Origin of the sequence: Candidatus Stoquefichus sp. SB1 (assembly GCF_001244545.1) — a bacterium.
GTDB lineage: Bacteria > Bacillota_I > Bacilli_A > Erysipelotrichales > Coprobacillaceae > Stoquefichus.
In genome coordinates, this window is record NZ_LN852692.1 from 39,340 (window position 1) to 62,625 (window position 23,286).

Below are 23,286 nucleotides of genomic sequence, written 5' to 3' on the forward strand. Positions count from 1 at the left end.
ATGAAAATTTGGATTTTATTAAAACATGAGTTTTTTCGCTTAATTGCGAGTCCAAGTACGTTATCTATTTTCTTGATTTTTCCCTTTGTTCTTATTTCCTTAATGGGTTTTTTATTTGAAGATCTTTATCATACATCATTGCTGAGTTCATATGATTTTTATGGTGTAACAATGTTATTTTATATTGCAATGATGTCTTCCACTGTTCCAGCAAATGTTTTTTTAGAAAAGAAAATTAAAAGTGGGAATACAAGAATTTTTTATAGTCCTGTTTCACGCGAGGCTATTTATGGTTCTAAAATTATTGTTTGTTTTTTTGTGATGAGTGTTTGTTTTTCTTTGAATATTATTGTGTTTGAAATGACTTCTTTTGTGAATTTTGGTGGAGAAAATATAGGTTATGTTATTTTATTAATGATTATTTTTATTTTGTTTTTGGTTTTATTGAGTAGTGCTATTTGTGTCAGTATTCGTAGTGAAGAAATAACAAATATTATTTTATCAAATTCTATGTCTGTATTAGGTTTACTATCAGGAATATTCTTTCCCATTGCAAGTTTAGGTGTTTTCTTTGAAAGAATTGCAGAATTTTCACCAATTAAATGGACTATTGATTGTTTATTTCAATTGATATATGACGGTGGTAGTGCCTATTATTGGTGGATTATGGCTGGTTTATTGATTCTATCATTACTTTTACTTGGGATTGTTCATAAGAATTATCAACCAGAAAATTATATTTAGGAGGGAAAGAAACATGTTTAAACATACTCGTTTTGTTTTATATCGAATTATTCATAATAAAGCAAATTTAACAGTTTACCTTATTTTAATACCCCTTGTTATGGGAATGGCTATATATTTTACAAATCATGTTTCTGAGAATATGCGTATTGGTATTGTTGGAAATATGCATATGATAGAAAATGAATATATTCAATATACGTATTTAGATGAAATACCAAAAACATCTCAAATGGTTCTTAATCAATATGATGCTATTGTAGTTTGGGAAAATCAAGATATAAAAGTTATATCTACCAAAGGAGAAGAGTTTAATCAAATGGTTTCATCAATAATCAATGGTGAAGCCACATCCACTTCTTTAAAAACTGACGAACGAGGAAATGCAACACAAATTATTGGCTTTTTAATGATGGTTGTTTCACTATTGGGGGTTCAAATTTATGTTTACTATTTTGATGAAAGAAATAGCATTGATAAACGAATACTTGCGACATCAATTCGCTATCATCAATATATGCTAAGTCATCTTATTGTGGTTTTATGTTTTCTATTTTTACCAGCATTTATAATTCTTTTGGGCGCTATGATCTTATTGCATATCACACTTTCAATAGCATTATGGGAATTTTCATTGATTCTTTTTCTGTTATGTTTCTTTGCTGCTTCGTTTGGATTGTGGATTAATGCTTTATCACAGACTTTAGAAGAAAGCATGATGTTTGGAAATATGTTTGCTATAGTGGCGACTGTGGTATCTGGTGGATTTGTTGAAGTGACTCATAATGAAATATTTAATCATATTATTCAAATATTACCTCAAAGACAAATGATGTTGTTATTGAATGCTTTAGAAAATGGAACAGCTATACCAATATTAGGAATTGTCTATGTGATTGTCTTATCACTTATTATGATATGGATAGGGGTAGTTGTTGAAAAAAGAAGAATGTCATAAAGATAATATTCGTTGTATAACATCAGTATTTTATTTCAAAAATAAAATACTTTTATATGTAAAAAAACTTCCTCGTTTTGAGGAAGTTTGTCTCATATTGGAGCGGGTGATGGGAATCGAACCCACGTAGTCAGCTTGGAAGGCTGAAGTTCTACCATTGAACTACACCCGCATATGAATGGTGACCCGCAGGCGACTCGAACGCCTGACCCTCTGATTAAAAGTCAGATGCTCTACCGACTGAGCTAGCGGGTCAAATATAAATTGGCTGGGATACCTGGATTCGAACCAGGGAGATGACAGAGTCAAAGTCTGTTGCCTTACCGCTTGGCTATATCCCAATAAAAAAATGGTGGGGAGGGGCGGATTCGAACCACCGAACCGAAAGGAACTGAGTTACAGTCAGCCGCGTTTAGCCACTTCGCTACCTCCCCAAAACATGGTGCCGGCTAAAGGACTTGAACCCTCAACCTACTGATTACAAGTCAGTTGCTCTACCAATTGAGCTAAGCCGGCAATGGTGGAGGTTAACGGGCTCGAACCGCTGACCCTCTGCTTGTAAGGCAGATGCTCTCCCAACTGAGCTAAACCTCCATTTTTCTTAGTGCTTACTTATAATACCATAGGACATATTTTCAGTCAAGAAAAAAATGACAAAAAAAGAAGCAAAAATGCTTCTTTAAATGTTTAAATAGACTTGTTTATAATTGTTGCCAAATCTCTTTTTGTATCTCAGCAATTTTTTCTCAATATTTGTTACTTGAGTGCAATGAAAATATTTGATAACTGGCTGTAATGTCATTCTTGTATCATCAATGATGACAGACTGTATAATATCGATTTCTAATTCTCTTTGGATATCAAGAATTTGTTTTTCATCAAAATATTCCTCATAGACAATAGCAAACATAGACTCTTGAATTCTTGCTACAACAGTTTTATTTTTAGCATATTTTTTCAAAGTTAATATAAAATTGTTTGTCCATTCATCACGTAAATTAACATCTAACATATTGTATATTTTATGTGCATGAATTGTTTCAACTATAAATATTGTCATCTCAGTATTTTGAGAAAGATTTTTTTGAAGATGTTCTAAAAGACCATATAAATTCAAAAACTGTGTCTCTCTATCAATTCTTTCAAAATACGCAAGTTCTTCCTTTTCCTTTTTGCTTATTAAATGCAGATAGAGAAGTCTTGCTATAAAGATTCCCATAAGTGTACCAACAAAAACAATAGGCCAAATAGAAATTCCCCAATTTGTTTTAGGTTTTACAAGCAATGACCATTTTGCAGGCATTTCAAAACTTTCCTCAACAACATTTAAATAATCTGCTTTTTCATTTGATGTTGCTAAAACTAATTTATGTCCTGTTTCTGCTGACACAGTCCATAACTGATAATCATAATCTAAATTTTGAGATAGGATATCAATATCTAGTTGATCAATAATTTGCTGTGCATCTAATATAATAGCGACACAACAGATTAATTCATTATTATGATAAATAGGTAAAATAGAAATTAAAATATCTTTATCATAGCTATCATGTTTAATAGGACCATAAGTAATAAGTTCTTTTCTTAAAACAGCTAATCGATAGGGATAATCTTTATCTAAATTTCCAGCCTTAGCAGAAGAACCAGACAGTTTGACTTGTTCTTTTGTTTTGATAATGATATCCATCACTTCCTCTTTTGCCATAATTTCTTTATATATTGGTGTTGATTTGATATCAGCTTGAGGGTTTGATTGAATATAACCACTAAATTGATCTGTATAATTATAGACACTCTTTAACTTATCTTCAATAAGTTCACAATAACTTGTTAATAAGGCTTTCGCATTATTTTTTTGTACTTTTGTGTAATGACTATCTAATTGAAAACCAACTAGCAAAGACAAAAGAAAACAAACAATAATCAATCCAACAAAAAAGTATTTTTCTAATCTGTTTATCATCTCTTGTACCTCTACATTTCATCAAAAATACAATAAGTATTTTTTCCACGATGTTTTGCTTTATATAAAGCTTTATCAGCTTTAGCAATTAAGTCTTTAACAGTATCTACTTCTTTTACACAAAGAGAAGCACCAATACTACAATGAACTTGATATGGCTGATTGTCGATAGTTAATTCTGTATTTAATTGAGAAATAAGTGCTTGTAGAATTTTCTCTATTTCTTCTCTTGTTTTTAAGTTTGGAATAAATAATAAGAATTCATCACCACCATAACGTGTTGCAATACCATCATATATTTTTTCAAATTTACGTAAACAAAAACCAATATTTGATAGAGCAGTATCCCCATATTCATGTCCAAAAGTATCATTTAAATATTTTAAATTATCTAAATCAATAAAACATAAGATAGAATATTTGTTTGAATCAATTGCTGAAATTTTTCCTGCAATTGAATTTGCAAATACCGTTCTCGTTGCTGTACCAGTTAATGAATCAATTAATCCCTGACTAGTAATATCCAAAATATTTTGAGTATCTATTTCAGTTTCATCACCATGAATTTTAGAATTCATTGCCTGAATAGAAGCAATTGTATTTTCCCATGAAGAAAGATTTTTTTGTAAAATTTTCTTTATTAATATATCAACAATGACACCACCAATACCAAGAATAAATAACTGAACAATTAAACTACTAAAATGTGTCATCATTTGTGCAAAAATATTACCACGATACATAATAGACCATGATGTATTAGCAATTGGTTTATAATTTACATACCAAAGTGTACCACTTTTCAATCCATAATAGTGACCGGCAGTCCCGTTTTTTAAATTTTGACCAACAACCTTAATATTTTCACCAAATAAAGTAGAACCTTGATTTAATTCATCAAGTCCAATATCATATGTTCCTTCTTCTGATGAAGCCAAAACTGTATTTTGACTACCAAAAATAACAAAATCTTTAAGTGCATGTTCACCTACATATTCTTCAATTGTTTGTTCTAATTCATCTTGAGCAAGCGAAGCCCAAACACTTCCAACCACTTTATCATCTTTAAAAATAGGTACAGCAACTGTATATATGAGTAACGAACCATTTTCTCCAGCACTATAAATATCAGTAATTTGAACCTTACCAGATGAATATAAATCTTGCATGAAAGTTCTTCTTGCAAGATTACCTGCTTTGCCGTTAGATGAATAAACATTAATATCTTCATCCGTTACTCCCATAATCTTATAATCAAAATTATCACTATATAATTTTAATTTCTCAGCGCGTTCTTTTAAAGAAAGATTTGTATTGCCAATGATCTCATCATCACGGATAGATTCTAACAAATGAATGGTTGACTGAATTCTATTTTCTATATGATTTGTAATATCATGCAATTGCGAAACTGAATCTACATAGACACTATCTAATGAATGATACATATTTCCAAATAAACAGGTAAGTAGGGTAATGACAAGGAAAATACGGTAATACAATTTTATTTTGAACAATGGATTGAGTTGATTTTTCATTTTCTTTATCTCCTATATCTATTACTATTATTTTATTATTTATTTAATACTTCGTCAATGCGAAAAGGATAATGACGAAATTTTGTTTATAATGTAAAAAAATGATGATGACTCTTGAAATGATATCATTATACGAATTTATAGGAGTCTTTGATATGATAGAAAGTCTGTTAAAGTAAACAATTTAAAACCTCTTATGTTAACTCTTTTTAGGTATATTTATATATAATATTTTACACTTTTTCCCATATAAACACAAGTTTTTTAACGTTTACTTTAGCGTACATATTAGTAGCAAAGGAGAGTCAGAAAAATGTTAAATAATGATATGTTTGAAGATATAATTCATCAATTAAATGAATGCCAATATATTTCTGATTTGCGTCATATGGTTGAATCTCAACAATACATCGATGAAATTATCAAAGTTGTTCATGGATTATCAGTCGAAGCCTATTCTTTTGAACAATGGAATGAATTGTATAATTATTTATTAAAGAAAAAATGCAGTTTAAAAACTGCACAAGATATTAAGCAGGATATATTAGAAAAGCTCAATCAAAAAGCATCATCTTTTTCAAGATAATGCTTTTTTATTTATTCAACCCCAGGTTTTCCTAATAATTTAAACATATTCTTTTTATAAACTTCAACACCTGGTTGATTAAATGGATTGACATCCAATAAGTATACTGACATTGCACAAGCTTTTTCAAAGAAATAAACCATATAACCAAATGAATATGGAGTTAATTCATCTAATGTAATTTGAATATTTGGAACTCCACCTGTATTGACATGTGCATCAATTGTTCCTTCACATGCTTTTTTATTAACATAATCAACAGTTTTTCCAGCTAAATAATTTAAATTATCTAAATTATCTTTATCACTAGGAATTTCTAGATCAGACATTGGTTTTTGGATTTTTAAAACTGTTTCATATAAGACTTTTGTTCCTTCTTGGATAAATTGTCCTAATGAATGTAAATCAGTTGAGAAAGTTGCACTTGTTGGTAAAATACCTTTTCCTTCTTTTCCTTCAGATTCACCAAATAATTGTTTCCACCATTCAGCAGTCATTGCAAGTTGTAATTCATAAGTGACAAACATTTCAGCAGGATATCCTTGTTTTGATAACATTTGTCTTGCAACACCATATTGATAAGCAGCATTTTCATCTAAGTTAGGATTGTTATAAGCATCTCTTGCATCAGCTGCTCCTTTTAACATAGCTTCAATATCAATTCCAGCCATTGCAATTGGGAATAAACCAACTGCTGTTAAAACTGAATAACGTCCTCCAACATCATCAGGAACAACAAATGTTGTATATCCTTCATTTGTTGCTAATGTTTTTAAAGCACCTTTTGCTTTATCAGTTGTTGCAACAATTCTTTTTCTAGCAACTTCTTTTCCTTTTGTTGTTTCAAGTAAATCTTTAAAGATTCTAAATGCAATTGATGTTTCAGTTGTTGTTCCAGATTTAGAAATGACATTAATAGCAAATTCTTTATCTTTCACATACTCTTTCACTTGAGATAAATAATGAGATGAGAATGTATTTCCAACATAAATAATTTGAACACTATTTGTAGGGAATAAACCATTTAATGCTTCAATTGCAGCTCTTGCACCTAAATAAGAACCACCAATACCACAAACTAATAAAACGTCAATTTCATCTTTAAGTTCTTCAGCTTTTTTTAAAATTGCTTTGACTTCATCTTTGTCATATGCAACAGGGAGATCTACCCATCCTAAAAAATCATTTCCTTTACCAGTTTTGTTATGGATCATATCATGAATAGTTGCTACTTGTTCCTTGTATGAATCCATACTTTCAGTTAATTTTGCTTGTGATAAATCAACTTTAATCATCATTCTTCCTCCTCTGTAATGCCTTGAGCAATCCACTCAGGCAATTTTTCTTTTAACGGATTAAATCCTAAAGGTGTTTCCTGTATCTTTTCCCTTTGATTTTTATAAGCTCTTTTATACTTTCTTTTAGCACTATGTACAGCTTTTAAAGAAAGTTTAGCTTGATGACTTTTTTCATCTATATCAATGACCTTCACTCGGATGACTTCGCCCACATGGACAAAACTTTCAACACTTCTGACAAACTTATCAGAAATTTCTGAAATATGTATCAATCCAGAAGAATGATCAGGTAAAGATGCAAATGCACCATAAGGTTGAATTCCAGTAATGGTCACATCAATTATATCACCGGTTTTGACGCGATATTCCATTAACAGCCCTCCAATCAATGAGATTATATCACATTATGAATTCACAATAAAGCGAAAAAAGGTCACGATACTTTTATATTTTAAAAAATATGGTATAATATGAAAAATGCAAGGAGGAATGAAGGATGAATTTAGAAGAAGAAATCAAAAAGGTTATCCATAAATTAAGACCATATTTACAAAGAGATGGTGGCGATATTGAATTTATTAAATTTGAAGATGGAATTGTTTATGTTCAAATGCATGGTGCCTGTGCAGGGTGTACGATGTTAGATGCAACGCTTAAAGATGGTGTAGAACAGATTTTAATTGAAGAAGTTCCAGGGGTTTTAGAGGTACAGGCTATCTAATGAAGAAGTTTATTGCTGAATTTAAAGAATTTGCTATTAAGGGAAATGTTTTAGATATGGCTGTAGGTGTCATTATCGGTGGTGCTTTTGGAAAAATTGTTACTTCTTTAGTTAATGATATTATTATGCCAGTGATTACATTATTAGTTGGAGCTACAGATTTTAAAAATCTATCACTTGTATTAAAAGAACCTGTGAATGGAAGTGAAGGAATTTCTTTAATGTATGGGCAATTTTTACAAAATGTCATTGATTTTTTCATTATTGCTTTTGTTATTTTTATGATGTTGAAGTTGATGTTAAAACTTTCTTCTTTACGTCAAAAACAGGAAGAAGAAAAGATGGAAGAAAAAGGTCCAACAACTGAGGAACTTCTCGTAGAAATTAGGGATTTATTAAAAGAAAATAAAAATTGAGACAAATTTGAGAAAAATATTAAGAAATATGTGCTATAATATTTATATGTGAAAATATCCCTTGATTTATAGGTGTGTTTCACATATAATATGAAAAGTCTTTATTTGTAGAATAATGTCTTCTTAATTAGGTTAAACTAATAAAGGTGATATTATGAATACAAGAAAGCAGGAGCAGTTTAAAATTGCTGCCATTCTTTATGACTTAGGTTTAGAAATGGAACTTATTGAAGCAATGACTTCATTGAGTCATGAAGAACTTACAAAATTATATCAATAATAGAAGCTCTTATTCAGAACCACGAGATGAGGATCGATGATGTGGTGGCAACCCTTTTCAAAGAAGGTGCCCTTACCTAGCAAGTTTACTTGAACAATAAGAGGAAAGAAAGCTTTCCTCTTGAAAGCTTTTTTTATTGAATGCGGGAGGAAAGAAAAATGGAAAAGATTTTATTTACATCTGAATCTGTTTCAGAAGGACATCCAGACAAAGTCTGTGATCAAATTAGTGATGCTATTTTGGATGCATGTTTAGCTCAGGACCCTTATTCAAGAGTTGCCTGTGAATGTTTTACAACAACCAATTTGTTAGTCATTGGTGGGGAAATTACAACACATGCAAAAGTTGATTATGAAAAAATAGCAAGAGATGTTTTAAAAAACATCGGTTATACAAGTAATGATGTAGGTATTGATGCCAAAAATTGCCGTGTTGAAGTTGTCATGGATACACAATCAGCTGATATTGCTTTAGGAACGAATGTGGAAGTTGGTGGCGCAGGTGATCAGGGCATTATGTTTGGTTATGCTTGTAACGAAACAGAAGGATATATGCCTTTACCAGTTTCGATTGCTCATCATCTTGTTCGTTATGCAACAGAAAAAAGACATGCTGGTGAGTTCAAATGGGCACGTCCTGATATGAAATCACAAGTAACTGTGGATTATAGTGATTTACAAAATCCAAAGATAGAAACAATTCTTATGTCAATCCAACATGATGATGATTTTGATGAATTGCAATTTAAAGATTACATTCAAAACGTGATTATGAAAGATGTTGTGAAAAAGTATAATATGAATACTGATTATAAAGTTTATATTAATCCTACAGGACGCTTTGTTATTGGTGGACCTCATGGAGATACTGGATTAACTGGACGTAAGATTATTGTTGATACATATGGTGGTACAGCACGACATGGTGGAGGTGCCTTTTCTGGTAAAGATCCATCAAAGGTTGATAGAAGTGCTGCTTATATGGCAAGATATATGGCTAAGAATATTGTTGCTGCTGGGCTTTGTGAGCGTATTGAAATTCAATTGTCTTATGCAATTGGAGTTAAAGAACCAACAAGTATCTATATTGAAACATATGGAACTGAAAAAATTTCTAAAGATATGATTTTACAGGCTATTCAAGCTGAGTTTAATTTAACACCACAAGGTATCATTGATACTCTTCAATTGTTAAGACCAATCTATTCTAAAACAGCTGTCTATGGACATTTTGGAAGAGGGGATTTAGATCTTCCTTGGGAGAAATTAGATAAAGTAGAAAATTTAAAAAAATATTTATAAGCTCCCATCGGAGCTTTTTGACTTTTTTACATCAAATGAGTGTAATTTACACAAATTTAATGTATAATATAATTATCAAAGGAGGAATATTTATGAAAGTCATTATTAGAGGAAAAAATATTGAACTAACTGAAGGGATTGAAACAAAAGTCAACAAAAAGTTAAATATGTTAGATAAGTATTTTATCATGAGTGATAATGTTGAAGCCAAAGTTTTAATCAGAACTTATCCAGTTGGTCAAAAAATCGAAGTGACTATTCCAACAGAATATGTATTATTAAGAGCAGAAGTTATTGATGAAGATCTTTATAATGCAATTGACCTAGTCATTGACAAATTAGAAGGACAAATTAGAAAGTATAAGACGAGATTAAGTAGAAAATCTAAAGATAATAAACTCGCATTGAACGTATCTTCTATTGAACCATTAGAAAATGAAGAAGAAGATGTTATCGTGAAAACAAAGACAATTAGTCCAAAACCTATGGATATGGAAGAAGCTATCATGCAAATGGAATTAATTGGACATTCATTCTTTGTTTATAAGGATACAGAAACAAATCTTATTAGTGTTGTCTATAAGAGACATGCTGGAGATTATGGTTTAATTGAAACTGAATAGTGAAAAGACTCCAAATGGAGCCTTTTTTCTTATAAAAGACATCCTTGATAGATGTCTTTTTCTTTCATTAATTTATCAATATCATTTAATATTGTTACCTTTTTTATAGACCAGAGTGGTTCAACTAAATCATTGATAGGAGCATCACCAGTTAAGCGTTCAATGACAACATGAGATGGAATATAGGATAATTGTTCCACAACCAAAGAAATATAAGTTTCTCTACTCATCAAAGGAAAAGGTTTTTGAAGATACATCTGATGAAGAGCTGTATTCTTTAACATAAAGAGATTATGTATCTTTAGACCTTGTATATCTAATTGTCCAACAGCTTTTGCTGTCTCTAACATCATATCATAAGTTTCGTAGGGTAAACCATTAATAATATGAACACAGACATCTATATTACGTTTTCTTAAGCGTGATAATCCGTCAAGAAATGTTTGATAATTGTGACCACGATTAATCAATTGAGCAGTCGTATCATGGATTGTTTGAAGTCCTAGTTCTATATAAAGATCACATTTTAAAGAGAGTTCATAAAGGTAATCACAAACCTCTTCACTTAAACAGTCAGGACGGGTTGCAATAGCAATCCCTACAACCTCAGGATAGTTAATAAAAGGTTCAAAAGTTTTTCTTAAACGTTCAATATCAGCATAGGTATTGGTATTGGCTTGAAAATAGGCAATAAATTGGCATTGCGGCCATTTTTGTCGCATGATTGATGAAACATCTAAAAATTGTTTTTGCAGGGAATCATAAATGTTTCCAGCAAAATCACCAGAACCTTTATCAGAACAAAAAATACATCCACCTTTGCCACTTGTTCCATCACGATTGGGACAAGTAAAGCCAGCATTGAGGGAAACTTTGGCAATTTTTTGCTGATATTTATTTTTTAAAAAGTAGTTATAAGTATGATAACGCTTGTTATCAAAAGAATATGGAAATTGATTCATTTTTATCACCATGAGTGATTATAACATAAAGGAGAAAACAATGTTAGAATTAAAGCATATTTTCAAAAAATTTGAAGATCGTGTGATTTTAGATGATCTTTCAATAATTTTACCAGATACAGGAATGATTGGGATTGTTGGAGAAAGTGGCTGTGGGAAAAGTACGTTGCTTTACATTTTAGGAATGCTAGATAGAGATTATGAAGGAGAGATCTTTTTTAATGGGGAGATTATAACTCACTATGATGATTTTATTCGTCATCATGTTTCTTATATGATGCAAAATAATGATATGATAGAATCTTTAACATTAAAAGAAAATATTCTTTTGCCCTGTCAAGTGAGTTATAAAGGATATGATGCCAGTCGTTTTGAGAAAATAACAAAACAATTAGAAATTGATACTTTATTATCAAGATATCCATCACAGCTATCAGGTGGACAATTAAAACGTGCCTCTATTGCGAAAGCTTTATTAAAGCAATCATCACTGGTATTAGCAGACGAACCAACAGGTTCACTGCACTTACAGCAATCGCATGAAGTCATGCACCAATTACAGAAATTATCACACTCTTCACTCGTTATTGTGGTTTCCCATGATCCCCAATTGTTAAAAACTTATTGTGATTCAATATTGACTTTAAAAGACGGAAAACTAAAAGGGCGTATTGTCAAAATGCCTCCATTAGCCTTTCAGCCTATTCAAACTCGTTACTATTCCCTCCTATATTATCCAATTCAACAACTGCTTCACCAAAGAAACAAATTAGTGTTTCTTTTTTTATTTCAATGGATTGTTATTGTGGCTTTTTTTCTTATTGTGACCGCAATGAATGGTGTATTTGATGCAATTAGTGAAAGCGAATGGCAGTCTGTTGGAGTCAATATGATGAGTGTGGAAAAACGTGATGGTCAATTCTTTGATGAACTGCTAAATGATCCTTTGATTTATCATGCAGATTATGAATCACGTTTAGAACAAGTATCTGTTTATTTTAAGCAACAATCATTATCATGTCTTGTTCATTATTTACCATTACAGACTCAGCATATTCAATTACAAGAAGGACGCTTGCCACAATCAAAAGATGAAATTATTATCTCTTATCCCTTATATCAGACTATTCATCAGAATAAATCTTTACAGTTGACTTATCAGCAACAAATGATGGATATGAAAGTTGTAGGTGTTTTAAGAAATGATTTTTTTGCGGTTGAAGAAATTTATTGTGCGTCATCTTTAGGGGAAGAATGGGAACTTACCAACAAGGCTTCTTTATCAATTGAAGCGAAATCAACACATGCAAGAGAACTTTATCAAAAGCTTGTTAAGGATTATCATGTTTATAGTGATGTGATTGAAAGAGTCGATAATTATCAGTCTTTACTTTCTTTAGCCCAATGGATTGCTTCTCTTTTTATAGGGGTGAGTTTTTTTATTTCATTGCTTTTAATTGCTATTGTTGAATCCATTATTTATTTAGAACGTCAACATGATGTTGCTTACTTATTATCACTAGGTATGAGTCAAAAGCGATTGTTTTCACTTTCTTTTATGGAAGCATTATTTATGGGGATGATAATGGGCGTTGGTGGCTGTCTGTTATCTATATTCACTTATTATTATCTCAATGATGTTTATCAGATATCACAATATTTTCATATGCATTTGGTTTTAAAAAAAGTGGTGTTTCATGTTTATGATTTATATGGCATTATTATTTTGAGTTATATGTTGATGACAATGTTAGGAAGTTTGATTCCTATGAAGAAAATGATGCAGACTTCAGTGATAGATGTTTTAAGGGAGGAATAGTAGATGTTAAAGTTAATACATATCACAAAACGCTATCATTATCAAAAAGTGTTAGATGATATTTGCATGGAATTGCCAGATTGTGGCTTAGTTGCTATTGTTGGGCCTTCTGGTTGTGGAAAAAGTACATTGCTACATATTATGGGAGGAATTGATAAAGATTTTCAGGGGTGTTTAGAATATAATGGAAAAGCAGTCAAACATCATTTATCACGATATCGTCGTCAACATATGAGTTTTATTTTTCAAGATTTTTATTTGATAAAATGGCTTTCTGTTCATCAAAATATAAAGCTTTCTCATTTTTTCTATCCACAAGCCAAAAGTCAACAGAATCTCGATATCAAAACTTTTGAGGATTTAAAAATACCATCTCTTTCACAAGGTCAAAAACAACGCATTGCTTATTTAAGAGCACACTATCAAAAGGCGGATATTTTATTATGTGATGAGCCAACAGGGTCATTAGATCCTACACATGCCAAGCATGTGATGGAATGTTTAAAAGAAGAATCTCAGGAGCGTCTGGTCATTTTGGTATCTCATAATATGCCATTGGTAGAAAAATATTGTGATGAGATTTATGAAATGAATGACGGACATATTCAAAGTCATCGAATAAAGCGAATTGTTGCTAAGAAAAGTTTAGCTATTCATCCATTATATAGACAATATTTTAGCAAAATGCGTCTTTCACTAATGTCATTTTTATCACATAAGTCACGTTCACTTCAATTGATTTTTGGATTAACTTTATCTTTTTTGTGTATTGTTTTAACTTTAACAATGAGTCATGGTCTGGAAAAACAAATCCAGGATTACATTTATTCACTTGTTCCTGCTTCCAGCATTAGTTTTCAAAATCAACAGCATTTATCAATTGATCAATCATTTGTTCAACAACTTTCCTCACATGATGCCATCACAAGGGTTCAACTTTTTTTAGATGATTATGAATGTCTAGGCATTGGTTTTCATTCAGAACGATATCAGGAATCACAGACGCTTTTTATTGGTGATGATGCATCACCTTATTTGCATCTCCAATTAAAATTAGGTCATTATCCAAAAGAAGATCAAGATATTTTGTTATCACTTTCAACAGCAAAACATTTATTAAAAGAACAAGATGATTTATCTTCTTTAATCAATCAAAAAATTTATGCCTGGTATCAATATCAAAATCAGGTTAAGGCTATTTCATATCGGATTGTTGGAATCACAGATCAGTCAACAACATTAGATACTCTTTATCAAAAAGAAAATGCCTATATTCATTTATTAAAAGGGGTCTACTATGATGATGAATTATCTGTTAAAAAAACATTAGGATTAATTTATGTGAATCCTCAATATCAAAGAAGTCAAATTATTGCACAGTTAAAAAAAGATTATCCTGAATATCAGTTTTTAGAAGTCGGGGCAACAACTTCTAAAAATGTAACACAGACCATGTCACAGGTAAGAATTGTTTTATCTATTTTTTCTGTGCTTGCCATTATTTCTTCATTATTTCTTATTGGGGAAGTCATGTTTTTAAATGTTGTTCAAAAAAAGAAAGATTTAGCTATTATGAAATGTTTTGGAGCAAGTTCATTTGATTTATTAAGAATTGTTTTTTATGAATCAATTGAAATTGTCCTGATAGCTCAATTGATATGTGTATTCTTATATTGGCAATTATTAAATTTTGTTAATCAGTTTATTCAAAATATGTTATTGAATAATACCTTCTTTTTTGCTTTTGATTATCAATTGTTATTACTTGTTTTTGGAATATCTTATGGACTCGTTATCATTAGTCAATTACCACCACTTGTTTATGTTTTTAAAATGAATACTGTCAAACATTTAAAAGATTCATCATAGCAATGAAATATATTCGACTTTTGAAATTGAAGATGATAGAATAAAGGTAGACTATGATAAGAGTGGTGAGTTGAGTGAACAAGAAGAAAGTCCTGATTGTTGATGATGTGGATATAAATAGAATGATCTTAAGTGATGCTTTTCATGATCGTTATATTGTGATGGAGGCAGAAAATGGCGCAGTTGCTTTAGAAATCCTTATGAATCAAAGTATTGATGTTGTTTTATTAGATATTGTGATGCCAATTATGGATGGTTTCCAAGTCTTAGCAGAAATGAAAAAAAATAATATGATTGATAAGATTCCAGTCTTTTTGATTACGGCTGAAACAACAAACCAATACTTAGAAAAAGGATATCAATTAGGTGCTGTAGACGTTATTACAAAACCATTTAATCCTTCTTTTATTCGTAGACGAATAGAAAATATTATAGAGTTATATTCGCATCGTTTACATTTACAGCAAATTGTAGATGAACAAATGAAAACATTAAGAATTCAGGAAAAGCAGTTGCGTGAAGCTAATCGATCAGTTATTGATACATTGAGTACGGCGATTGAATTTCGTGATTGTGAATCAGGTGCTCATGTTTCTAGAATAAGAAGTATGACAAGAATGTTATTATATGAATTGCGAAAAAATCATTATTGTGAATTATCTGATATTGAAATAGAGTTGATTGGTGACGCTGCTGTTATGCATGATGTAGGAAAAATTTCGATTCCTGATAGTATTTTAAATAAACCTGGGAAATTAACGGCTGAAGAATATGAAATCATGAAAATGCATACGATTAAAGGCTGTGAATTATTAGAAAATATAGAACAATTAAAAAAGAGTGAATTATATAATTATTGTTATGATATTTGTCGTCATCATCATGAACGCTGGGATGGTCATGGGTATCCAGATGGACTGAAAGGAAATGATATTTCTTTATGGGCACAAGTGGTTTCGTTAGCGGATGTTTTTGATGCGTTGGTAAGTGAACGTGTGTATAAAAAGGCATATAGTTATCAAGAAGCTATGATGATGATTAATAATGGTGAATGTGGCGTTTTTCAGCCTCGATTATTATTGGATTTTAATGCAATTAGTCTTAAAATTTATGAAACTTTATATAAAGATTAACAAGAAATCGGTTGAAATTCAAAAAACATATGATATAATGTTGAATATGTGAAAATCAATGAAAAGGAATAGTAATTGTCAGTAATCTTGTAGAGAACTTGTGGTTGGTGAAAACAAGTAGAGGATGCAATGAACTCGCCTTGGAGATGTCAAAATGAAATGAGTAGTTTTGACCGTATCACTGCGTTAAAGTGTTGAGGGCATATCTAAAGGATATGAACTAAGGTGGTAACGCGATTAAAGTCGTCCTTAGATGGACGACTTTTTATATTTTAAGGAGGAATGAATTATGCCGTTTGATCACAAACAAATTGAAAAGAAGTGGCAGCAATATTGGGATGAAAATAAAGTTTTCTATACTGATGTATGGGATTTTTCAAAACCAAAATATTATGCTTTGGATATGTTCCCATATCCATCAGGTCAAGGTTTGCATGTTGGACATCCAGAAGGATATACTGCAACAGATATTATGTCAAGAATGAAAAGAATGCAAGGGTTTAATGTATTACATCCAATGGGATTTGATGCATTTGGATTGCCTGCTGAGCAATATGCGATTAAGACAGGAAATCATCCTGAAGGTTTTACTTTAGAGAATATTGCGACTTTTACAAAACAATTAAAAATGTTAGGTTTTTCATTTGATTGGGATAAATGTATTTCAACATGTGATCCTGATTATTATAAATGGACACAGTGGATTTTTAAACAATTATATAATGATGGATTAGCAAAGAATGTAGATATTCCGGTTAACTGGTGTGAAGAACTTGGAACTGTTTTAGCTAATGATGAAATTATTGATGGTAAGAGTGAACGTGGAGGATATCCAGTTGTTAGAAAAAATATGAAACAATGGGTGATTGATATTCCTTCATATGCTGAAAAGTTATTAGCAGGATTAGAAGATATTGATTGGCCAGAATCAACAAAAGAAATTCAAAGAAACTGGATTGGGAAATCAATAGGGGCACATGTTGATTTTCAAGTTTCAGGACATGATGATAAGTTTACTGTTTTTACAACACGTTGTGATACATTGTTTGGTGCAACTTACTGTGTTTTAGCACCAGAACATGAATTGGTTGCTAAAATAACAACAGCTCCACAAAAAGATGCTGTAGATGCTTATGTAAAAGCATGTGCTACAAAATCTGAATTAGAACGTACAGAATTAAATAAAGAAAAAACAGGTGTATTTACAGGAGCCTATGCAATAAATCCAGTGAATCAAAAAGAGATTCCAATTTGGATTTCAGATTATGTTTTAGCTGGATATGGAACAGGTGCGATTATGGCAGTTCCAGCTCATGATGAAAGAGATTATGAATTTGCAAAGAAATTTGATATTGATATTATTCCTGTACTTGAAGGTGGCGATGTTACAAAAGAAGCATGGACACAAGATGGTGTTCATATCAATTCTGATTTTTTAGATGGTATGAATAAAGAAGATGCCATTGCAACAATGACAAAATGGTTAGAAGAACATCATTGTGGTCAACAAAAAATCAATTATCGTTTAAGAGAATGGATTTTTGCACGTCAAAGATATTGGGGTGAACCTATTCCAATCATCAATTTTGAAGATGGATCATCTGTTGCTTTAAGTGATGATCAATTACCACTTATTTTACCACCTTTAGAAGATTATTCGCCTTCTAAAACAGGTGCTTCACCATTAGATAAAGCAACTGACTGGGTGAATGTTGCAGTCAATGGACAACCAGGTAAGCGTGAAACAAGTACAATGCCTGGAAGTGCTGGAAGTAGTTGGTATTATATGCGATATTTAGATCCACATAATGATAAAGAAATTGCTGATAAAAAATTGTTAGATCACTGGTTACCAGTTGATTTATATGTCGGTGGACCAGAACATGCAGTTGGACATTTATTATATTCACGTATGTGGAATCGTTATTTATATGATAAAGGATATTTATCACATCCTGAGCCTTTCCAAAAATTATATCATCAAGGTATGATTTTAGGTGGTAATGGTGAAAAAATGAGTAAGTCTAAAGGAAATGTTATTAATCCTGATGATATTATTGAAGCTTATGGAGCAGATACATTACGTGTTTATGAAATGTTTATGGGACCTTTAGAAGCAAGTAAACCATGGAGTGAAAGCGGTGTTGATGGTGCCAGAAAATGGTTGGATCGTGTTTATCGTTTGATTATTGAATCTGATAAATTAACTGATGAAAATGATCATTCATTAGACTTTATTTATCATGCAACTGTTAAAAAGGTCACTGCTGACTATGAAACATTAGGTTTCAATACAGCAATCTCACAAATGATGATATTTGTTAATGAAGCCTATAAATCACCAACACTTTATCGTCCTTATGCTGAAAACTTAGTCAAAATGTTAAGTTGTATTGCGCCACATATTGGTGAAGAAATGTGGTCATTATTAGGACATGAAGGAACAATTGCATATGCTGCTTGGCCAACATATGATGAAAAAATGTTAGAACAGGCAACTGTGGAAATGGCAGTTCAAGTCAATGGTAAATTACGTGCTAAGATTACAGTCGCTAAAGATGAAGATGATGAGGTTGTTAGGGCAGAAGCATTAGCTCAAGACAATGTTAAAATTCATACTGAAGGTAAAACTGTTGTCAAAGTGATTGTCGTTAAGAATAAAATCGTGAATGTGGTTATAAGATAAATAAAATGAGATGTCAAAAAAATATTGACATCTTTTTCTGCATTTTTATGTATTTAAAAGTTGATAGCAATTTTTAATTGTGCTATACTTTATTTGTACCGTTGGAAGGCTTGGGTAATGCCCTAATCCAAATATTCCATTTACGGGATTGAGAGTGGTATACCATTCTTTTTTTTTGGAGGTAAATACATTGTCACAACAAGATAATATACCGATTAATTTAGAAGAACAAATTAATTGGATGAAGAAGTATGTCAATTTCAGACAAAATAAAAAAATGAGAGAATATTTGAAGTGTGTGGGTTATTTTCGGGCTAGTAGATATGGCAAATATTTATTATCACATACAATGCAGTTAGGAAGAAAACCTGATCATAATTTGCTTTTTAACTTATATCGTTTGGATATAGAGTTGCGCAAATTATTTTTTGAATACTGTCAATATATAGAAATACAGACAAGAACTTATATATCTGACTTTATATCATTAGAGTTGAATAATGAATTATTTTATTTAGATGTCAATTCTTATACTCCATCTAAATCGGAGAAGAGTAAAATAAAAAAGAAAAAGAATCAACATTATTTTAAAACTATGTTTAAAGATTTATTAAAAAGAGAAGAAGAAATAAGAAAAAATCAAAAAAAATATCCAGAATTAGCTGAATATCGCAAAGGTGGTATTAGAACGAATCAAAAATTACCATGTTGGGTATATTTCTCATATGCTGATTTTGGTAATATTTGTTTAATGTATTCGTATTTGAATATGAAATATAAGAAGATGGTATTAGATAAAGGTTATTTAGGTAGGACTCATTCAAAGACGGATGTTGAGCAATATGTTACATGGTTAGATGCAATTAAAAATTTAAGGAATATATGTTGTCATCATAATATCTTGATTGGGAGAACATCTTCAATAGTTCTAGAAGATAGGATTGATAATGGACTGCTTCTTTCAAATTCTGATTTATTCTCTAGAGTATATGCGTTGAATAAATTATTACATGATAAGGAAAGAACAGAATTTAAAGTTGCACTTAGTAAAATACTTTTAAGAAGTAAAGTAGACTGGAAATTACTTGAAATCTTACCGTCAGATTGGGAAAGTAAATATGACAAAATACACAAACTATAAATGATATAATTTCAATTGTATGCTATAATATATGTAGATAAAGTAGCATATAACCGTTGGAAGGCTAGGGTTGTGCCATAATCCAAATATTCCATTTGCGGGAAGCAGCAAACTACAAGTTTGCTGCTTTTGTCATATAGTCTTTATAATTCTGTAAAACTTAATGTTTCAATTGGTGTAAAAATTGGTATAGTCACCATTCTAAAATAAAAAACGCCTTATTTTCAATGCTTTTTTGGAATTGACAATAATGTTGTCAATGTAGTTGTAAGATAAGTATAAAAAGATGTTAGCAAAATGTTAACATCTTTTATATTTTAAAAGTCCAAAAAGAAATGTATCAATTTAGACATGTTGTATTATGCAAAAAAAAGTGTACGTATTTTAATCACGATACTTCACTATAGTTTACATATTTAAAAATGGAACAATCAAATCAAATTTAACTGGCATCTGAATGAGATAAAACTGCATATTTATAGATTATAATATAGTGGAAATGATTATAAGGTCATAAAATTATCAAGACATAAGAAAAAGAGTATTCTCAGCATGATATTTTAGAAGTTGTAAATAAAAGCAATGACTGTAATAATTTCAGTAGTTTCTTGATGAAAACTATAATTAGTGGATTTGATATATATATCAAATAAATTATTTAAATAAAAATCTGTAAAAATCATGACATATGTAATCAAAAAATGATGATATACGTCATTAGTTTATAAAATATTATACTGTTATAATATTTCTATCGTATATTAATCCAAGAGGGAAACAATATGAAAAAAATATTATGTTTAGTTTTATCTTTACTATGCTGCTTTGCAACTTCAAGTATTACATCAGTAGTGGCCTTAGATCAAGGTTTAACAAAAGATCAACTATTGAATTTGGTATTTGATGGCGAAGTGCCCAAAATTGAAGATATCAGTCGTGAAGATTTAGAAAACTATGAAGTAGTATTTGATTCAAGAATAGACTCAGCAGATAAAGCTGTATTAATTCCAAAATCAATTCCATCAAATTATGATTATTATAGAACATATAATTATGGAGTGACTTGTAAAGGAGAAGGTGCAGCTGCTTCACCGCAACTTAATGTAAATATTACTTTTTACATTAACGTATTCTTTAGAATTGATAGTAATCATAAATCTTTATGTATTGGTTATGAAAATCCTGTTATAACTGGTGTTAATAACCACTATGGAGCAACAGGTTATTCAAATCCTAAAGTTATTGTTACCTCATGGTCATCATCTCAAATAAATTTTAAAGGAACGTGTACTTTGACAGCAGGAATGACTTTTACAATGTCTGGTACAAGTTATATTACGCTTCCTTGATAAAAAATGTCTAAGAAAATCAGATTTATTGATCCAAAAAGGACCAAGGAACTACAAGAAAGTATGAGAGATCATGGGCGTGCTTCAACTTATTGGGGACTAATTATTATTGTTTTTTTTGTTATCGCATTTATCCTAAGCTATTGCTTTGGAATCAGATAATTTACAATCTGCAGAAAGGGATTAATATACGATAAAATTTATACAAAATACTTACACGATACACAATCAATATCTCAATGACTTAAGAAAAAAATGAAGCTTACTATTCACTGATAAAAGAAATCCGTCAAAGTGTATAACCTAAAAAAACAAATTCTCCTTTATAAAAGATTTTTGTTATTTGTTTTGAAAATCATTATATATATTAGTCATCATTAAATTTAATGATAATGATAAAAATAAATTCATAGATGAACTAATAACTAATGGGGGTAAAATCCAGATTGAAATAAGGCCAAGATTAAAAATTTTACAAATGTTGACTTTAAACTATGATTGATATATTGCTGATAATCATATTGATACAAAATTAATTATCTCAGATGATCTTGTATGTATGTTTTGGTTGCGATTTTATGATATTAATTTTTCTATTTCTTTGACGCAAGTTGTTATATTCAAACTTAAAGATTAGTCTGATCTAAAAATAATGAATGATGAAATTATTAATCATCATATAGAATTATTCTTGAAGAGGATTATGATATATAATTTATTGTAAATTGCACATGCACAGGGATTCGTTTTTGGTGATTATAAGACTTTAATGAATATTCAAAAATTATTAATATTAAAAAAACAAAAAGGTTTATAATATAATTAATGAGTTTCACAATTAAGTTGACATAAGTTTACAAAACTTTATTATTGAATTAGTAAAGTAGAGCTATTGTTTAGGTGTATTAAAAAATGATAGAAAAGATTAAAAAGAAAAATCAAGTTGTGATAAAAAATCTTTAATCATTAAAAAATCATCTAATGATTAATTAAAAATAATTTATTTACTCACGTAAATTGATAAAACTCATTTCATTCTCCAATTGTTTTTATGATGGTTGTTCTATAGATTCAATGACTGTAAAGATTATTATTAAAAAATGTCAAATTAATATAGTAATTTTGGAAAATAATGAAATACAACTTATATAGATATGTTGGTATGATTGAATTAAAGAAAGGGAGGAATAAAAGATGAGTAAAATCAAAAACTATTTTGAAGAAAAAATCGTACCAAGTATTGATAAATTTACAAATGCTCGATATGTAAAGATTATTATGGATGGATTTATGGGTGTAAGTGCATTAGCAATTGGAGGATCAATCTTTATGTTAATTCGCTCTTTACCATTAGGAGATTGGTATACCAATTTTTTAACAAGTACAGGTTTAGTAGATATCTTAAATTTTCCTGTAATGATTACAAGTGATTTGATTTCACTATATTTGGTTATTGCTTTAGGTTATTTTACTGCAAAGTCGTTTGGCAAAAATCCTTTTTCAGGTGCAATGATTGGTTTGGGGGCATTATTGTTACTGACTCCATTTGAGACAACGGCGATATTAACAGATGCAACTGGTGCAGAAGTATCTGGCATTGTAAGTAGTGTATTACCTGTTTCATCATTTGGAGCAACAGGATTGTTTTTAGCCATGATTGCAGGAATTTCTGGAGCGAGAATTTATGTTTGGTGTTTAGATAAAAATATCAAGATTAAAATGCCAGAGTCAGTTCCACCAAAAGATATAAAAAGAAATCTTTTGATTGGTATCGAAAAGTTATTTTAAGTAATGGAGAAGATTTATAAAAGTGTGATATTCTGCTCTTTATTTGTATAGAAAGCGTTTTAATTTTTAAGGAGTGAGTGAAGTCATAAATATAGATTGATTTCTGTA

General features: G+C 30.3%; 20 protein-coding genes, 6 tRNA genes, 1 riboswitch and 1 other annotated feature. Of the genes, 15 read left to right on the forward strand and 11 right to left on the reverse strand.

From position 1 onward, the window contains the following. A complete protein-coding gene (locus BN1865_RS00225; protein WP_050635267.1) occupies positions 1 to 744 on the forward strand; it encodes an ABC transporter permease in 744 nt (247 codons plus the stop codon). 13 nt (positions 745 to 757) lie between these two features. Next, positions 758 to 1,702, forward strand: a complete 945-nt coding sequence (locus tag BN1865_RS00230; RefSeq protein ID WP_050635268.1) for an ABC transporter permease — start codon at positions 758 to 760, stop codon at positions 1,700 to 1,702. A gap of 98 nt (positions 1,703 to 1,800) precedes the next feature. On the opposite strand, the gene BN1865_RS00235 is transcribed toward BN1865_RS00230, so the two are convergent. From BN1865_RS00235 to BN1865_RS00270, 8 genes are all read right to left on the reverse strand, one after another. Beyond that, positions 1,801 to 1,874, reverse strand: a tRNA-Gly gene (locus tag BN1865_RS00235). 7 nt (positions 1,875 to 1,881) lie between these two features. Then, positions 1,882 to 1,957: transfer RNA gene (locus BN1865_RS00240), tRNA-Lys, on the reverse strand. Positions 1,958 to 1,967: 10 nt separating this feature from the next. Next, positions 1,968 to 2,043 (reverse strand) — tRNA-Gln (locus BN1865_RS00245). A gap of 9 nt (positions 2,044 to 2,052) precedes the next feature. Next, a tRNA-Tyr gene (locus BN1865_RS00250) sits at positions 2,053 to 2,136 on the reverse strand. A gap of 6 nt (positions 2,137 to 2,142) precedes the next feature. Next, a tRNA-Thr gene (locus tag BN1865_RS00255) sits at positions 2,143 to 2,218 on the reverse strand. A gap of 2 nt (positions 2,219 to 2,220) precedes the next feature. Then, a tRNA-Val gene (locus tag BN1865_RS00260) sits at positions 2,221 to 2,296 on the reverse strand. 85 nt (positions 2,297 to 2,381) lie between these two features. Beyond that, on the reverse strand, positions 2,382 to 3,668 hold the full coding sequence (locus BN1865_RS00265; protein ID WP_050635269.1) for a hypothetical protein: 1,287 nt from the start codon (positions 3,666 to 3,668) through the stop codon (positions 2,382 to 2,384). An 11-nt stretch (positions 3,669 to 3,679) separates the two neighbouring features. Continuing rightward, positions 3,680 to 5,206, reverse strand: coding sequence for a sensor domain-containing diguanylate cyclase (locus tag BN1865_RS00270; RefSeq protein WP_050635270.1), 1,527 nt, complete (start codon positions 5,204 to 5,206; stop codon positions 3,680 to 3,682). Between the two features lie 313 nt (positions 5,207 to 5,519). On the opposite strand from BN1865_RS00270, the gene BN1865_RS00275 reads away from it, so the two are divergent. Beyond that, positions 5,520 to 5,792, forward strand: coding sequence for a hypothetical protein (locus BN1865_RS00275; RefSeq protein WP_050635271.1), 273 nt, complete (start codon positions 5,520 to 5,522; stop codon positions 5,790 to 5,792). A gap of 11 nt (positions 5,793 to 5,803) precedes the next feature. Here BN1865_RS00275 and BN1865_RS00280 read toward each other — a convergent pair whose 3' ends face one another. Continuing rightward, positions 5,804 to 7,087, reverse strand: a complete 1,284-nt coding sequence (locus BN1865_RS00280) for a glucose-6-phosphate isomerase (protein WP_050635272.1) — start codon at positions 7,085 to 7,087, stop codon at positions 5,804 to 5,806. Then, the gene (locus BN1865_RS00285; RefSeq protein ID WP_050635273.1) at positions 7,087 to 7,461 is read right to left on the reverse strand and encodes a CvfD/Ygs/GSP13 family RNA-binding post-transcriptional regulator; all 375 of its coding nucleotides are present in this window, start codon (positions 7,459 to 7,461) and stop codon (positions 7,087 to 7,089) included. Before BN1865_RS00285 ends, BN1865_RS00280 begins: the two co-directional genes overlap by 1 nt. Positions 7,462 to 7,586: 125 nt before the next feature. Between BN1865_RS00285 and BN1865_RS00290 the strand changes: the two genes are divergently transcribed. The 5 genes from BN1865_RS00290 (at position 7,587) to hpf (ending at position 10,431) form a co-directional block, all read left to right on the forward strand. After that, a complete protein-coding gene (locus tag BN1865_RS00290; RefSeq protein WP_050635274.1) occupies positions 7,587 to 7,811 on the forward strand; it encodes a NifU family protein in 225 nt (74 codons plus the stop codon). Then, positions 7,811 to 8,227: a large-conductance mechanosensitive channel protein MscL gene (gene mscL, locus BN1865_RS00295; RefSeq protein ID WP_050635275.1), complete on the forward strand. Its 417-nt coding sequence runs from the start codon at positions 7,811 to 7,813 to the stop codon at positions 8,225 to 8,227. The genes BN1865_RS00290 and mscL overlap by 1 nt, the downstream gene beginning before the upstream one ends. Before the next feature lie 154 nt (positions 8,228 to 8,381). Next, complete coding sequence (locus BN1865_RS18655; RefSeq protein WP_232780283.1) at positions 8,382 to 8,507, forward strand: flagellar transcriptional regulator FlhC; 126 nt, start codon at positions 8,382 to 8,384, stop codon at positions 8,505 to 8,507. Between the two features lie 6 nt (positions 8,508 to 8,513). Then, a riboswitch (SAM riboswitch) is annotated at positions 8,514 to 8,610 on the forward strand. 55 nt (positions 8,611 to 8,665) lie between these two features. Then, on the forward strand, positions 8,666 to 9,808 hold the full coding sequence (metK, locus tag BN1865_RS00300; RefSeq protein WP_050635276.1) for a methionine adenosyltransferase: 1,143 nt from the start codon (positions 8,666 to 8,668) through the stop codon (positions 9,806 to 9,808). A 92-nt stretch (positions 9,809 to 9,900) separates the two neighbouring features. Further along, complete coding sequence (gene hpf / locus BN1865_RS00305; RefSeq protein WP_050635277.1) at positions 9,901 to 10,431, forward strand: ribosome hibernation-promoting factor, HPF/YfiA family; 531 nt, start codon at positions 9,901 to 9,903, stop codon at positions 10,429 to 10,431. Positions 10,432 to 10,460: 29 nt separating this feature from the next. On the opposite strand, the gene BN1865_RS00310 is transcribed toward hpf, so the two are convergent. Continuing rightward, on the reverse strand, positions 10,461 to 11,393 hold the full coding sequence (locus BN1865_RS00310) for a tRNA modification radical SAM protein MnmL/YtqA (protein WP_050635278.1): 933 nt from the start codon (positions 11,391 to 11,393) through the stop codon (positions 10,461 to 10,463). Between the two features lie 40 nt (positions 11,394 to 11,433). On the opposite strand from BN1865_RS00310, the gene BN1865_RS00315 reads away from it, so the two are divergent. From BN1865_RS00315 to BN1865_RS00345, 7 genes are all read left to right on the forward strand, one after another. Next, the gene (locus BN1865_RS00315; RefSeq protein WP_050635279.1) at positions 11,434 to 13,212 is read left to right on the forward strand and encodes an ABC transporter ATP-binding protein/permease; all 1,779 of its coding nucleotides are present in this window, start codon (positions 11,434 to 11,436) and stop codon (positions 13,210 to 13,212) included. Between the two features lie 3 nt (positions 13,213 to 13,215). Beyond that, complete coding sequence (locus tag BN1865_RS00320) at positions 13,216 to 15,081, forward strand: ABC transporter ATP-binding protein/permease (RefSeq protein ID WP_050635280.1); 1,866 nt, start codon at positions 13,216 to 13,218, stop codon at positions 15,079 to 15,081. A gap of 74 nt (positions 15,082 to 15,155) precedes the next feature. Further along, a complete protein-coding gene (locus BN1865_RS00325) occupies positions 15,156 to 16,214 on the forward strand; it encodes a response regulator (RefSeq protein ID WP_198527208.1) in 1,059 nt (352 codons plus the stop codon). 49 nt (positions 16,215 to 16,263) lie between these two features. Further along, positions 16,264 to 16,468 (forward strand) — a binding site (T-box leader). 35 nt (positions 16,469 to 16,503) lie between these two features. Next, entirely contained in the window at positions 16,504 to 18,900 is a 2,397-nt protein-coding gene (leuS, locus tag BN1865_RS00330) for a leucine--tRNA ligase (protein WP_050635281.1), read from the forward strand. A gap of 190 nt (positions 18,901 to 19,090) precedes the next feature. Continuing rightward, positions 19,091 to 20,041 (forward strand): Abi family protein, encoded by a 951-nt coding sequence (locus BN1865_RS00335; RefSeq protein WP_050635282.1) that lies wholly within the window; start codon positions 19,091 to 19,093, stop codon positions 20,039 to 20,041. 782 nt (positions 20,042 to 20,823) lie between these two features. Beyond that, positions 20,824 to 21,390, forward strand: a complete 567-nt coding sequence (locus BN1865_RS00340; protein WP_050635283.1) for a hypothetical protein — start codon at positions 20,824 to 20,826, stop codon at positions 21,388 to 21,390. 1,194 nt (positions 21,391 to 22,584) lie between these two features. Further along, positions 22,585 to 23,178, forward strand: coding sequence for a PTS transporter subunit EIIC (locus tag BN1865_RS00345; RefSeq protein WP_232780284.1), 594 nt, complete (start codon positions 22,585 to 22,587; stop codon positions 23,176 to 23,178). Positions 23,179 to 23,286 lie beyond the last annotated feature (108 nt).

Excerpts from the sequence above, each read along its gene's own strand:
- BN1865_RS00225 (WP_050635267.1), top strand. The coding sequence starts at position 1 with ATGAAAATTTGGATTTTATTAAAACATGAGTTTTTTCGCTTAATTGCG.
- BN1865_RS00230 (WP_050635268.1), top strand. The coding sequence starts at position 758 with ATGTTTAAACATACTCGTTTTGTTTTATATCGAATTATTCATAATAAA.
- BN1865_RS00265 (WP_050635269.1), bottom strand. The coding sequence starts at position 3,668 with ATGATAAACAGATTAGAAAAATACTTTTTTGTTGGATTGATTATTGTT.
- BN1865_RS00270 (WP_050635270.1), bottom strand. The coding sequence starts at position 5,206 with ATGAAAAATCAACTCAATCCATTGTTCAAAATAAAATTGTATTACCGT.
- BN1865_RS00275 (WP_050635271.1), top strand. The coding sequence starts at position 5,520 with ATGTTAAATAATGATATGTTTGAAGATATAATTCATCAATTAAATGAA.
- BN1865_RS00280 (WP_050635272.1), bottom strand. The coding sequence starts at position 7,087 with ATGATTAAAGTTGATTTATCACAAGCAAAATTAACTGAAAGTATGGAT.
- BN1865_RS00285 (WP_050635273.1), bottom strand. The coding sequence starts at position 7,461 with ATGGAATATCGCGTCAAAACCGGTGATATAATTGATGTGACCATTACT.
- BN1865_RS00290 (WP_050635274.1), top strand. The coding sequence starts at position 7,587 with ATGAATTTAGAAGAAGAAATCAAAAAGGTTATCCATAAATTAAGACCA.
- mscL (WP_050635275.1), top strand. The coding sequence starts at position 7,811 with ATGAAGAAGTTTATTGCTGAATTTAAAGAATTTGCTATTAAGGGAAAT.
- BN1865_RS18655 (WP_232780283.1), top strand. The coding sequence starts at position 8,382 with ATGAATACAAGAAAGCAGGAGCAGTTTAAAATTGCTGCCATTCTTTAT.
- metK (WP_050635276.1), top strand. The coding sequence starts at position 8,666 with ATGGAAAAGATTTTATTTACATCTGAATCTGTTTCAGAAGGACATCCA.
- hpf (WP_050635277.1), top strand. The coding sequence starts at position 9,901 with ATGAAAGTCATTATTAGAGGAAAAAATATTGAACTAACTGAAGGGATT.
- BN1865_RS00310 (WP_050635278.1), bottom strand. The coding sequence starts at position 11,393 with ATGAATCAATTTCCATATTCTTTTGATAACAAGCGTTATCATACTTAT.
- BN1865_RS00315 (WP_050635279.1), top strand. The coding sequence starts at position 11,434 with ATGTTAGAATTAAAGCATATTTTCAAAAAATTTGAAGATCGTGTGATT.
- BN1865_RS00320 (WP_050635280.1), top strand. The coding sequence starts at position 13,216 with ATGTTAAAGTTAATACATATCACAAAACGCTATCATTATCAAAAAGTG.
- leuS (WP_050635281.1), top strand. The coding sequence starts at position 16,504 with ATGCCGTTTGATCACAAACAAATTGAAAAGAAGTGGCAGCAATATTGG.
- BN1865_RS00340 (WP_050635283.1), top strand. The coding sequence starts at position 20,824 with ATGAAAAAAATATTATGTTTAGTTTTATCTTTACTATGCTGCTTTGCA.
- BN1865_RS00345 (WP_232780284.1), top strand. The coding sequence starts at position 22,585 with ATGAGTAAAATCAAAAACTATTTTGAAGAAAAAATCGTACCAAGTATT.